Below are 13,226 nucleotides of genomic sequence, written 5' to 3' on the forward strand. Positions count from 1 at the left end.
GGCGCAAGCGGCTTAACGCCACTGGTACAGCAGCGGCTCCCCGGCGACATAGCGCTGAAGATCGGCGGCAATCATCGCCGTGTGTTTGGCGATACTCTCCCGGGTGGCTCCGGCGATATGCGGCGTGATAATCACGTTATCGAACTCGATAACAAAAGGATGATCTCGCCACAGCGGTTCGCGGTGATAGACATCCAGCGCCGCGCCGCCCAGCGGGCCGTGGCGCAGGGCATCAATTAGTGCCGCCTCGTCGACCACCGCCGCGCGAGAGGTATTGATCAGCAGCGCGCCGGGCTTCATGCTGTTTAACAGCGCCGCATTCACCAGCCCGTCACTGTGCGGCCCGCTGCTCAGGTGCAGGCTGACGATATCCGCCTCGCGGAACAGCGCCTCCAGGGTCGTTTTCTGTAGCCCTGGCTCATTGATATCCTCTGCGGCGACGAACGGATCCACCACCAACACCGCCATGCCGAACGCCCGGGCGATACGCGCCACCCGGCGGCCAATGTTGCCATACCCCACCAGCCCCAGCGTTTTATTGCGCAGTTCACTGCCTTTAAACACTTCATAGGGGCTTTCCGGGCTCACGTCCCAGACCACATCCCGCCGCAGACCCTGCTGGGTGGCGGCGGCGGCATTATCAGCCTGCGTGAATTCCCCCCGCTTCAGCGCCGCATGGGATTGCGGAATATGGCGCGCCAGGCTGAGCATCAGGCCAAGCGTCAGCTCCGCGGCGGCATCGGCATTGCGCCCCGGGGTGTAGAGCACCCGGATGCCGCGCGCCTGGGCGGCCTGGGTATCAATATTCACCGGATTCGCGCGAGTACAGGCGATCACCTGCAGGCGCGGACAGGCGGCCATTACCGCGTCTGTCACCTCATCATAGCTGGTCACCAGCACCTCGGCGTCATGGGCCAGCTCAATCAGCTGACCGGCGCTAAGTTTCGGTTTGCCCAGCGCCCATCCCTCCACCAGCAGCTCGCCCAGCTGGTGGAAGGCGCTAAGGTCGCCAGCATGCTCGGCGGTAAAAACGATTTTCATGGTTGTACGTCCTGAGAAAGAGGTTGAAGGGCGGCCTGTCTGGCCTGCCATACCGGCAGCATCTGCTCACGCAGCAGGCGGTAAACGGGATACAGCGCCGCGTAGCGGGCATGCGCCTGAGGGCGCGTCTGATAGCGGGTCTGCGCCAGCGGAGGCGTCTCGGCCAGCGCCGCGACGCTGCGGGCCGCCAGAATCGCCGCGCCGCGCGCGCTCAGTTCGTTAAAGGCGCTGGAGACCACCGTACGCCCGGTACAGTCGGCGATAATCTGCAGCCAGGTCGCCGAGGCTGCGCCGCCGCCGGTCAGATACAGCTCGCCGCCCTGCGGATAACCCTGTAGCGCATCGACAATGGCGAAGGCCAGGCCTTCAAACACCGCGCGCTGCAGTTCGGCGCGGGTGGTGTGCGGGCTAATGCCGAAAAAGCCGGCCCGCGCGTCCGGGCTGTAAAACGGCGCGCGTTCGCCATTGAGGTACGGCTGCCAGAAGACGCCGCCGCTGCCTGGCTCCACCTCCGCGATCGCCTGCTCCAGCCGATCCAGATCGGCGTCCAGCGAAATATGCTGCTGCAGCCAGTCAATGTTTGGCGTACCGGCCTGCATCGGAAACAGCGAGATCACCTGCCCGGCTTCGGTATGGGTGACAAAGCGCGTCGCCTCGTTCACCGTCTGCGGGCCGCGGCAGACGATCCCGGTGCAGCAGGTAGTGCCGAGGATCGTGTAGATATCCCCTTCGTTGACCGCGCCGCAGCCCAGCGCGGCGCTACAGACATCCAGCGCCCCGGCGGCCACCGGCGTCGCGGCGGGCAGCCCGGTCAGCGCCGCCACCGCATCGCTCAGCGTGCCAGCCGGAGCATCCGGGGCCAGCAGCGGGGGAAACAGCGGCAGCAGTTCGTTCAGCCCCATCTCATTCATCACCACCAAGGACCAGCTGCCGGTCTGCTGATTGAGTAACGAGCTGCTGGCGTCCGTCAACTCCAGCGCCGCCACGCCGGTCAGGCGAAAGCGGATCCAGTCCTTGGCGAAAAACAGATAGCGCGCGGCCGCCAGCCGCGCCGGCTGATACTGTTTCAGCCAGTACAGCTGCAGGCTGGTATTGCAGGGCTGCAGGTGGGTGCCGGTATCGGCGAAATAGCGGCGGTCGAAGCCGGGTCGGCGCAGCAGGTCGCTCATCAGCTCGTGGCTGCGGGTATCGCTCCACAGGATCCCCGGGCCCACCGGTTCGCCCTGCTCATCGCTGAGCCAGACCCCCTCCCCTTGCCCGGCGAGGCCGATGGCCCGCAGCCGCCCCGCCTGTAGCGCCGGGTGGCGGGCAATCTGGCGCAGAATAGCCAGCACCGAATGCCACAGCTGGGTCATATCCTGTTCCGCGTAGCCATTGGCCGACAGGCGGGGTGAGGTGTTTTCCGCGGCGCTGGCGCAGGCGGTGAAATGCTGATCAAACAGCACCGCTTTCACCCGCGAGGTGCCGATATCGATCCCAAGATAAAAATCCATACCTGCTCCGGCTCAGGGCTCGTAGCGGCGGCGCATCAGCTCGCACTCGAACAGGAACTCCAGCCCCTCCAGTTGACGGCGGGCCTCCTGAATATCTTTCCCCCAGCAGGTCAGGCCGTGGCCGCGCAGCAGAAAGCCGTAGCGCAGCGGGCGCGTTTGCGCATAATCGGCAATCCGCGCCGCCAGGGCGTCAATATCCTGGTCATTATCAAAGATGGCGACCGGAACAGTATCGAGATGGCTGTGCTGCCCGCTAAGGGTTTTCTGCATTTCATACCCCTGCAGCGCCAGCGTGTCGCTTTTTTCGATGCGCGACAGCACGGTGGCGTTGACGGTATGCACATGCAGCACCACGTTGGCTTCCGGGAACAGGCGATACACCAGGGTGTGCAGGCCGGTCTCGGCCGACGGCTTCCGTCCGGAAGGCGCCTGGTTGGTGGCGATCTCAACCTGTAGAAAATCCTCGGTCGTCAGGCTGCCTTTGTCGCGGCCCGACTCGCTTAGCCAGCACCAGGTGTCATCCTGACGCACCGACATATTGCCGCCGGTCGCCGGCGCCCAGCCTTTCGCGCCGATCCAATGACAGGTGGTGACCAGTTGCGCGAGTCTTTCTTGCCACATAGCAGTTCCTTAGGTTAGCGATGATTTATTTAGCCGTCTAAATGGCTATTTATCCGATACTAACACCGCTAACCGGAGGGGACAATATTTCAGGAAACACACACAAGACAAATGGTTATATCATAAATGCATATTAAATAACCCTTATTCACAGTGATTTAACCAACCGTTTTCAGTACACCGCTATTCTCCACTACTCTCTGGCCAAAAACTGGCGGATCGCCCTGGCTGAAATTCTCCTCCTGCGCCAGGGATGCGCTCACCGCCCTCCTCTGCCCTGGACTGGTGCAAAACATGGCAGGATGCCCACTAAAATGGCATCTCCTCCTCTTTACCCCATCATTACTGTGCACTGTGCACACCCTGTGATATTCCCCGTGCCCGGTTTTTCCTGGCACATCTCTTGCTACTTCCGGCTATCACCGCCCATCTACCAGCCAGAGGTTCCAGGATGTCAAACAGCAATGATTTTCCCCTCGTCGAAGCGCCCGCCGCCGGACGCAAAGGCGTATTTTCCATCGCCATGGTGTTGTTCAGCTTTACCTTTTTCACCGGCACGATGTTTGCCGGCGGCAAACTCGGCGTCTCCTTTTCCATCGTCAATCTGCTGTGGATAGCCGTCATCGGCAACGCCTTGCTGGCCCTCTATGCCGCGTCGCTGGGCTGGATCGCCGCGCGCAGCGGCCTGAATACGGTGCTGATGGGCCGGTTCTGCTTCGGGGAGATCGGCAGCAAGCTGGCCGACTTTATTCTTGGCTTTGCCGAACTGGGCTGGTACGCCTGGGGGACCGCCACGGTCGCTATCTCGCTGGTGAAGATCCTCGCCCTGCCCGAGGCGCTGACCCAGCCGTTGATGGTGCTGTTTGGTATTTTGTTCTGCGTCACCGCGCTGGTGGGCTACAAGGGACTGGACGCGCTGTCGCGCCTGTCGGTGCCATTGATGTTTGTGCTGCTGATGGTCTCCATGTATCTGGCGCTGCACCACGCCGGCGGCTGGCAGGCGATGACCCATATTGCCCCGAGCGACACCATGACCTGGTCGGCGGCCATCACCATGGTCTTCGGGACCTTCGCCAGCGGCGCCACCCAGGCGACGAACTGGACCCGGCTGGCTAACTCCAGCCGGACCGCCATTCTCGCCAGCATGGGCAGCTTCCTCATCGGCAACGGGCTGATGATCGTCGCCGGCGCCTGGTGCGCCATCGTTTATCAACAGGCCGATATTGTGGAAGTTCTGATCCTGCAAGGGCTGTCGGTCGCCGCGGTGATCATGCTGTGTCTCAACCTGCTGACCATTCAGGGGCCCACCATCTATAACGTCTCCGCCGCCGCCTGCCATATGCTGCGCAGCGAACGTCGCCGGACGCTGACCCTCGCCGCCGCCGGGGTGGGCATTGTGCTCGCTATTGGCGGTATGTATGAAATGCTGATCCCCTTCCTTGTGCTGCTGGGCAGTATTATTCCGCCCATTGGCGGGGTGATCCTCGCCGACTACTGGTTCGCCCGCGGCGGGCGCTATCCCCTGCTGCAGAACGCCCGCCTGCCGCGTTTTAACTGGCTGGGACTCGGCGCCTACGCCGCCGGCGCGGTGGTGGCCTATCTGTCACCGTGGATCGCGCCGCTGGTGGGGATCACCGTCTCCGCGCTGGTCTATATCGCCCTGACCCTGCTAAGCAAACGCCAGCCTGCCGCCGTCGCGGAGCAGGAGCCATGAGCCTGACGGTCAGCGAACTGCTGGCCCTTGAGGGACTCTCCGCCCTGCGTCTGCGGGCGGGAAAGCAAGGGCTGCAGCGGGCCGTACGCTGGTACTACGTGGCGGAAAATGAACATATCGCCGAGTGGATCATGGGCGGCGAGCTGGTCTTTATCACCGGCATCAACCATCCCCGTGATGAAACCAACCTGATCCAGTTGCTGATGGAGGGAAAACAGCGCGGCATCGCCGGGATGGTGATCCTCACCGGCGAGGCCTATATCCACGCCATTCCCGCCACGCTGATCGCCCTTGCCGACGAGCTGGGCATTCCGCTGATTGAGCAGCCCTACCTGCTGAAGATGGTAATTGTCACCGAGCGCATCGGCACCGCGCTGGTCCGCAGTGAAAACGCCCTGCAGTCACAGCGCGACATTCTGATGCAGCTGGTCACCGGCGACTATCCGGATCTGCAGATGCTCCATCAGCGCGCCCTCCATCAGCAGCTCGATTTTACCCGTCCGCTGCGGCTGGCGGCGCTGCGTCTGGAGGGGCTGTCCCGCCTGTTTCGCCAGTTCCCGCCCGAGCAGGCCGAAGCCTGGCTGCTGCAGGCCCACCGCAGCGTGCGTCAGCAGCTGCAGCAGCAGCTCAACCAGCAGGGCAACCCCTTCCCGCTGCTGGAGCGCAGCAATATGTTTCTTTTCCTGCTGCCGGATGAGGAGGGGGAAGGCTTTCAGCAGAAAAAATGGCTGCAGCAGTGGCTGCAGGCGCTGGCGGACGGAGAGGAGGGTTTGTCGCTGCTCTGCGGCCTCTCCGCACCGGTCAGGCAGCTGCAGGGTTATCCGCGGGCGCTGTCGCAGGCGCGCCAGGCGCTGGATCTGTGCGATACCCTGCGGCCGACCCAGCGTATCAGCGACTATCAGCAGTTGGGGTTTATCAAACTGTTGTCCGCGGTCAGCGACCCGGCGCTGCTCAACGATTTTATGCACGACACCCTGGGCTGCCTGATCGAGCCGGGCCGCAAAGCGCCATGGCTGCTGCTGGAGACCCTCGAGACGCTGCTGCAGGAGAACGGCAACGTGGTGCGGGCCGCCGACCGGCTGGGCCTGCATCGCAACACATTGCATCAGCGCATCCAGCGTATTGAAAAACTGACCGGCTACCCGGTCAGCCACCCCCAGTTTCATCTCAACGCCTCGGTCGCGCTGGTGATCTGGCGTTTATCGCAAAACCATTTACAGGACCCACCATGAAAATTATTAACGCTCGCCTGCGCCGCCAGGAGGCGCTGTTTACTCTTGACCTGCAGGACGGGATGATTCACCGCATCACCGCCCAGGCCGCGATGCAGAGTGCCGACGCCGGGGATATCGACGCCCAGGGCCGGCTGGCGATCCCGCCCTTCGTCGAGCCGCATATCCATCTTGACGCCACCCTCACCGCGGGCGAGCCGGAGTGGAACCGCAGCGGTACCCTGTTTGAAGGCATCACCCGCTGGAGCCAGCGCAAAGCGAGTATTACCCCGGAGGACACCCGCCAGCGGGCGCTGAAAACCATCGGCATGCTGCGCGACTTCGGCGTCCAGCACGTCCGGACCCATGTGGATGTCACCGATCCGTCGCTGGCGGCCCTGAAGGCGCTGCTGGCGGTGAAACAAGAGGCCGCCGATCTTATCGATCTGCAGATTGTCGCCTTCCCGCAGGAGGGAATCGAATCGTACCCCGACGGCCGCGGACTCATGACCCGCGCCATCGAGATGGGCGCCGACGTGGTGGGCGGCATTCCGCACTATGAGAACACCCGCGACAAAGGGGTCAGCTCGGTGATGTTTTTGATGGACCTCGCCCAGCGTTACGGCCGCCTGGTGGATGTCCACTGCGATGAAATCGACGATCCGCAATCGCGTTTCCTTGAAGTACTGGCGGAGGAGGCGCGGATGCGCGGCATGGGGGCGCAGGTCACCGCCAGCCACACCTGCGCGATGGGCTCTTATGATAACGCCTACTGCTCAAAGCTGTTTCGCCTGCTGAAAGCCTCGGGCATCAACTTCATCTCCTGCCCGACCGAAAGCATTCATCTGCAGGGCCGGTTTGACAGCTGGCCGAAACGGCGCGGCGTCACCCGGGTGGCGGAGCTGGATCGCGCCGGCATCAACGTCTGCTTTGCCCAGGACTCGATTCAGGATCCGTGGTACCCGCTGGGGAACGGCAATATCCTGCGCATTCTGGATGCCGGGCTGCACATCTGCCATATGCTCGGCTATGACGATCTGCAGCGCTGCCTCGACTTCGTCACCGACAACAGCGCCCGAGCGCTGTGTCTGGGCGATAACTACGGCCTCGCCGAAGGCCGCCCGGCGAACCTGCTGATCCTCGATGCGGAAAACGACTACGAGGCCGTCCGTCGTCAGGCACGGGTGCTGACCTCCATTCGCCACGGCAAGGTGATTTTGCAGCGTGAGGTGGAGCACATCCGCTACCCGGCATAAGGCGCAAGGCGCTGCGCGTCGGCGCCTTTCTGTGATACCTTTTCAGGCAGTGTGCGTGACCGACGCCCGCCCGGGCGTCGGCTTCCTGGAAAACAGACGGCGCGAAACGACGATGAGCGATAAAAAATGGATTAAGGCCGAGGACGTGGCCAGACTGGCCGGCGTCTCGCGCTCGGCGGTCTCCCGCACCTTCACCCCCGGCGCCTCGGTGTCGGAGAAGACCCGGCAGAAGGTGCTGAGCGCCGCGGAAGCCCTGGGCTATCAGGTGAATATCATCGCCCGGACGATGATCACTGGCAGCAGTAATTTTATCGGCATCGTCACCGCCGGTTTCGACAACCCGTTTCGCAGCAAACTGCTGGCGCCGCTGGTCCATCAGCTGGCGCTCAATGGCTTTATGCCGCTGCTGATGAACGCTGACGATCCGCAGCAGCTCGCCCCCTCGCTTAAACAACTGCTGAGCTATCACGTCGCCGGGGTGATCATCACCTCCGGCGCGCCGCCGCTGTCGCTGGCGGAAGAGTATCTGGCGCGCAAGATCCCCGTCACCCTGATCAACCGCCATGCGGACCTCGCCGGCTGCGACCGGGTGTGCAGCGATAATGCCCAGGGGGCGAAGCTGGTGGCGGATCTGTTCAGTCGTCGAGGCTGGCAGCAGGTTGGCTTTATTGGCGAAAATCGCGAGAACTTCAGCACCCGCCAGCGCTATGAGGCTTTCATCGCCCGGACGTCGGGTATGGCGGTGAGCAGCCGCTTCTGCGACGGCGGCGGCTATCAGGCCGGCTACCAGGCCGCCAGAGAATTGGTTGCTGAAAACCCAGGAGTGCAGGCGCTGTTCTGCGCCACCGATATGCTGGCGCTGGGCGCCCTGGATGGCCTGCGGGACGCCCCCGCCCCGCTGCCGGCCATCGTCGGTTTTGACGATATCCCGCAGGCGGACTGGCAGCCCTATCAGCTCACCACCGTCCAGCAGAATACCGCCCTGCTGGCGCACCACGCGGTGGATCTGTTGATGACGCGGATCGCCCGCTTCAGCCTGCCCTCACGCCATCGCGAAGTGCCGGTGAAACTAATTATTCGTCATAGTGCGAAATGAAAAAATCATTTTATGCTGGAGCGATCACAGAATCTTCTGCGAAACCCGGCCACACTCATTCGGCCCTTCGGGGCTGTTTTTTTCACGCAAAATGCACACGTGTGCAAAATAGGGAGTCACTATGCAATCTCAGGAATCAGAAGCGCTACAGGCCCGCTACCGTCTGGCCTGCGAGCTGGCGAAAGCGGGGGCTGAGCTGGCGTTTGAATACTATCAACAGCGCGAGGCGCTGACCGTCGACCATAAAGGCGATGACCTGCAGGATGTGGTCAGCGTGGCCGACAAACGGGTGGAGGCCTTTGTCAAACAGCGCATTCAGAGCGCGTTTCCGCAAGATGGCTTTCTCGGCGAAGAGAGCGGTACCCGCCTGCCCGACGCCCGGATCCTGTGGGTGGTCGACCCCATCGATGGCACCAGCTGTTTCCTCAACGGCCTGCACACCTGGTGCCTGTCGCTGGCGATCGTCGCCGACGGCGAACCGGTCATCGGCGTGGTCTACGACCCCAACCATCGCGAGCTGTTTCACGCCCTGCGGGGCCATGGCGCCTGGCTCAACGACGCCCCGATCCGTCCACACCCCGCGACGACGGTCAAAGAGGGCGTGATGGGCGTCGGCACCTCGCATCGCGTCACCCCGGCGGACTTTCTGCCGTTTCTGCAGGCGCTGCTCAGCGACGGCGGCATGTTTATCCGCAACGGTTCCGGGGCGTTGATGAGCGCCTGGGCGGCGGCGGGCCGGTTGATTGGCTACTACGAGCCGCACATGAACCCGTGGGACGCTCTGCCGGGGCTGGTGCTGATGCGCGAAGCGGGCGGCGCCAGCAACGATTTTCTGGCGCAGGAGGGGATCCAGCGCGGCAACCCGCTACTGCTGGCCAGCCAGACGCTCTACCCGCAGCTGAAAAAGATGATCCCACAACCCTTACATTAACCCTTACGGGTCAGGCTATTTCTGATTATGTACTCTACACAGTAACGATAACTTCATTCACGGACGAACCACATCAATCAGTCAGGCCTCCGACCTGCGGAGAACCACCTATGTCTGGAATTATCGCTTTTTTCCGGGCGTCGCCGCCGAAAGCGGGCGCCGCGTTTGATGAACAGCGTTTTCGCCGGGTGCGCTGGCAAACCTTTATCGCCATGACCCTGGCCTACGTCACCTTTTACGTCTGCCGGTTATCCTTCACCGTCGCCAAAAGCGCGCTGGTGGATCTGGGGATCACCCCGACGGAGCTGGGCATGATCGGCTCAACCCTGTTCTTCAGCTACGCCATCGGCAAGCTGGTCAACGGCTTTATCGCCGATCACGCCAACGTGGTGCGCTATATGAGCCTCGGTTTATTGCTCAGCGCCGGGATGAACCTGATGATGGGGATGACCACCAACGCCCTGCTGCTGGCCATCTTCTGGGGGATCAACGGCTGGGCCCAGTCGATGGGCGTCGGCCCCTGCGCGGTCTCGCTGGCGCGCTGGTACGGCGTTAAGGAGCGCGGCACCTTCTATGGCATCTGGTCGACGGCGCATAATATCGGCGAGGCGGTGACCTATATGGTGATCGCCGCAGTGATCGCCGGATTTGGCTGGCAGATGGGCTACCTGTCCACCGCCGCGCTCGGCGCCGCCGGGGTGGTGCTGCTGGTGCTGTTCATGCACGATTCGCCGCAGAGCAGTGGCTTCCCGGCCATCAACGTCATCCGCGATGAACCGCAGGAGGAGGCCGAAGCCCGCGGCTCAGTGTTTAAAAACCAGCTGCTGGCGCTGCGCAACCCGGCGCTATGGACCCTCGCCCTCGCCTCCGCCTTTATGTACATCGACCGCTACGCCGTCAACTCGTGGGGGATCTTCTTTCTCGAGCAGGATAAAGCTTATTCCACGCTGGAGGCGTCCGGGATTATCGGCGTCAACGCCATCGCCGGGATCGCCGGGACCATCATCGCCGGCATGCTCTCCGACCGCTTTTTCCCACGCAACCGCAGCGTGATGGCCGGGTTTATCAGCCTGCTGAACACCGCCGGCTTCGCCCTGATGCTCTGGTCGCCGCACAATTATTACACTGACATTCTGGCGATGGTTATCTTCGGGGCCACCATTGGCGCCCTGACCTGCTTCCTTGGCGGGCTGATCGCCGTCGATATCTCCTCGCGCAAAGCCGCCGGGGCCGCGCTCGGCACCATCGGCATCGCCAGCTACGCCGGCGCCGGCCTGGGCGAGTTTCTCACCGGGATCATTATTGATAAAACGGCTATCCTTGAGAACGGCAAAACGCTGTATGATTTCAGCACGTTGGCGCTGTTCTGGGTGGGTACCGGTCTGGGTTCCGCGCTACTCTGTTTTACCACTGCCGCCATCGTCGCCCGGCGCCATGCCGTCGAACGGCAGACCTCGTTCTCCTCATAACCGATTAACGCATAAGGAAGAAGATATGATGCCTGCAAGACATCAGGGGCTGTTACGCCTGTTTATCGCCTGCGCGCTGCCGCTGCTGGCGCTGCAATCTGCCGCCGCCGCGGACTGGCAGCTGGAGAAAGTGGTCGAGCTCAGCCGCCACGGTATTCGTCCGCCGACGGCCGGCAACCGGGAAGCCATCGAGGCCGCCACCGGCCGACCGTGGACCGAGTGGACCACCCATGACGGCGAGCTCACCGGCCATGGCTATGCCGCCGTGGTCAACAAAGGGCGTGAGGAAGGCCAGCACTATCGCCAGCTCGGGCTGCTGCAGGCGGGATGCCCGACGGCGGAGTCGATTTACGTGCGCGCCAGCCCGCTGCAGCGGACGCGGGCGACCGCCCAGGCGCTGGTGGATGGCGCCTTCCCCGGCTGCGGCGTCGCTATCCATTATGTCAGCGGGGATGCCGATCCCCTGTTTCAGACCGACAAGTTCGCCGTCACGCAAACCGACCCCGCCCGCCAGCTGGCGGCGGTGAAAGAGAAGGCCGGGGATCTGGCGCAGCGTCGGCAGGCGCTGGCGCCGGCCATCCAGCTATTGCAACAGGCGGTTTGTCAGGCCGATAAACCCTGCCCGATCTTCGACACCCCCTGGCAGGTGGAGCAGAGCAAAAGCGGGAAAACCACTATTAGCGGACTGAGCGTGATGGCCAATATGGTGGAGACGCTGCGTCTCGGCTGGAGTGAAAACCTGCCTCTCAGCCAGCTGGCGTGGGGCAAGATCACCCAGGCCAGGCAGATCACCGCCCTGCTGCCGCTGTTAACGGAAAACTACGATCTCAGTAACGACGTGCTGTATACCGCGCAAAAACGCGGGTCGGTGCTGCTCAACGCCATGCTCGACGGCGTCAAACCGGAGGCGAATCCGAACGTACGCTGGCTGCTGCTGGTGGCCCATGACACCAATATCGCCATGGTGCGCACGCTGATGAACTTTAGCTGGCAGCTGCCGGGCTACAGCCGGGGAAATATCCCGCCGGGCAGTAGCCTGGTGCTGGAGCGCTGGCGCAACGCGAAGAGCGGGGAACGCTATCTGCGGGTCTATTTCCAGGCGCAAGGCCTCGACGACCTGCGTCGTCTGCAGACGCCGGACGCGCAGCACCCGATGCTGCGTCAGGAGTGGCGTCAGCCGGGCTGCCGTCAGACCGACGTCGGTACGCTGTGTCCCTTCCAGGCGGCTATTACCGCCCTCGGTCAGCGTATCGACCGGTCATCCGCCCCGGCGGTAGCCATGGTCCTGCCGTAGCAATGCAGCACTTGCCCGGGCCCGGGAAAGCCATTTTTTTCCAGGCCCGGCACGGTGTCGGCTATCCATTGTCCGGCGCAAACGCCCCGGCGGCGACCTGCGCCGGGGTGACCACCCCGCTGTCCAGCACCCAGCCGCTCACCAGCCCAGCAGGCGTGACGTCGAACGCCGGATTGTAAACGGCAGCCCCCGTCGGCGCCCACTGTACCGCGCCGAAGCTGCCCGCCACCCCGGTCACTTCCGCCGCCGCGCGCTGCTCAATGGGGATCGCCGCGCCGTTCGGGCAATGGCGGTCGAGGGTGGTCTGCGGGGCAGCGACGTAAAACGGGATCTGGTGATAATGGGCCAAAACCGCCAGGGAATAGGTGCCGATTTTATTCGCCACGTCGCCGTTGGCAGCGATACGGTCGGCGCCGACCCACACCGCATCCACCTGCCCCTGCGCCATCAGGCTGGCGGCCATTGAATCGGTGATCAACTGATACGGCACGCCCAGTTCGCCCAGCTCCCAGGCGGTTAAACGTCCGCCCTGCAGCAGTGGCCGGGTTTCATCGACCCACACGTTGGCCACCTTTCCCTGCCGGTGCGCCAGCGCGATAACCCCCAGGGCGGTCCCCACCCCGGCAGTCGCCAGGCCACCGGTGTTGCAGTGGGTCAGCAGTCGACTGCCGGGCTTCACCAGCGCACTGCCCGCCTCAGCGATGCGGTCGCACAGCTGTTTATCTTCTTCGACCAGACGCAAAGCTTCCGCTTCCAGCGCCTGCGGGTAATCCTCCCGGGCCAGCGCCTGCTTCATGCGATCCAGATTATTCATCAGGTTGACCGCCGTCGGCCGCGCCGCGCGCAGCGTCTCCAGCGCCTGCTGGAGTGCATCCCGGTTCAGGCCGCGCTGGGCCAGCAGAGCCAGCAGCAGGCTGGCGGACAGGCCAATCAGCGGCGCGCCGCGCACCCGCAGGGCATGAATATGGTCCACCAGCAGCGCAACGTTATCCGCCGCCAGCCAGCGTTTTTCCTGCGGCAAGGCCTGCTGGTCGAGAATAAAAAGCTGATTTTCACTCACCCGCAGGCTGGTGGTCTGTAATGTCTGCATGTCGTTAAAT

The 13,226-nt window shown here is 63.2% G+C and carries 11 protein-coding genes; 7 read left to right on the top strand and 4 right to left on the bottom strand.

Going from position 1 to position 13,226, the window contains the following annotated elements; all coding sequences use genetic code 11:
• Positions 1-12 precede the first annotated feature (12 nt).
• From DTA24_RS20795 to DTA24_RS20805, 3 genes are read right to left on the bottom strand one after another with little or no spacing between them, the layout of a single operon-like run.
• Positions 13-1,041, bottom strand: coding sequence for a 2-hydroxyacid dehydrogenase (locus tag DTA24_RS20795; protein ID WP_002894255.1), 1,029 nt, complete (start codon positions 1,039-1,041; stop codon positions 13-15).
• Positions 1,038-2,534, bottom strand: a complete 1,497-nt coding sequence (locus DTA24_RS20800) for an FGGY-family carbohydrate kinase (RefSeq protein ID WP_123837048.1) — start codon at positions 2,532-2,534, stop codon at positions 1,038-1,040. Before DTA24_RS20800 ends, DTA24_RS20795 begins: the two co-directional genes overlap by 4 nt.
• A 12-nt stretch (positions 2,535-2,546) precedes the next feature.
• Positions 2,547-3,155, bottom strand: coding sequence for a methylthioribulose 1-phosphate dehydratase (locus DTA24_RS20805; RefSeq protein ID WP_008805607.1), 609 nt, complete (start codon positions 3,153-3,155; stop codon positions 2,547-2,549).
• Between the two features lie 451 nt (positions 3,156-3,606).
• Between DTA24_RS20805 and codB the strand changes: the two genes are divergently transcribed.
• The 7 genes from codB to DTA24_RS20840 all read left to right on the top strand — a co-directional run bounded on the left by codB (position 3,607) and on the right by DTA24_RS20840 (position 12,126).
• Positions 3,607-4,869, top strand: coding sequence for a cytosine permease (gene codB / locus DTA24_RS20810; protein WP_123837049.1), 1,263 nt, complete (start codon positions 3,607-3,609; stop codon positions 4,867-4,869).
• The gene (locus tag DTA24_RS20815) at positions 4,866-6,101 is read left to right on the top strand and encodes a PucR family transcriptional regulator (RefSeq protein WP_032734960.1); all 1,236 of its coding nucleotides are present in this window, start codon (positions 4,866-4,868) and stop codon (positions 6,099-6,101) included. The genes codB and DTA24_RS20815 overlap by 4 nt, the downstream gene beginning before the upstream one ends.
• Positions 6,098-7,336: a cytosine deaminase gene (gene codA, locus DTA24_RS20820; protein ID WP_049011246.1), complete on the top strand. Its 1,239-nt coding sequence runs from the start codon at positions 6,098-6,100 to the stop codon at positions 7,334-7,336. Before DTA24_RS20815 ends, codA begins: the two co-directional genes overlap by 4 nt.
• A 145-nt stretch (positions 7,337-7,481) precedes the next feature.
• Positions 7,482-8,432, top strand: a complete 951-nt coding sequence (locus tag DTA24_RS20825) for a LacI family DNA-binding transcriptional regulator (RefSeq protein WP_162494476.1) — start codon at positions 7,482-7,484, stop codon at positions 8,430-8,432.
• A gap of 121 nt (positions 8,433-8,553) precedes the next feature.
• The gene (locus tag DTA24_RS20830; RefSeq protein ID WP_023287364.1) at positions 8,554-9,363 is read left to right on the top strand and encodes an inositol monophosphatase family protein; all 810 of its coding nucleotides are present in this window, start codon (positions 8,554-8,556) and stop codon (positions 9,361-9,363) included.
• Between the two features lie 110 nt (positions 9,364-9,473).
• Complete coding sequence (locus DTA24_RS20835; protein ID WP_110195320.1) at positions 9,474-10,832, top strand: MFS transporter; 1,359 nt, start codon at positions 9,474-9,476, stop codon at positions 10,830-10,832.
• A 25-nt stretch (positions 10,833-10,857) separates the two neighbouring features.
• Positions 10,858-12,126, top strand: coding sequence for a histidine phosphatase family protein (locus DTA24_RS20840; protein WP_110196024.1), 1,269 nt, complete (start codon positions 10,858-10,860; stop codon positions 12,124-12,126).
• A 61-nt stretch (positions 12,127-12,187) separates the two neighbouring features.
• Here DTA24_RS20840 and mtnA read toward each other — a convergent pair whose 3' ends face one another.
• Positions 12,188-13,216, bottom strand: a complete 1,029-nt coding sequence (mtnA, locus tag DTA24_RS20845; RefSeq protein ID WP_012968717.1) for an S-methyl-5-thioribose-1-phosphate isomerase — start codon at positions 13,214-13,216, stop codon at positions 12,188-12,190.
• Positions 13,217-13,226: the final 10 nt, after the last annotated feature.

The sequence above is a fragment of the Klebsiella sp. P1CD1 genome (assembly GCF_003790505.1).
In the GTDB taxonomy this organism is placed as follows: domain Bacteria; phylum Pseudomonadota; class Gammaproteobacteria; order Enterobacterales; family Enterobacteriaceae; genus Klebsiella; species Klebsiella variicola.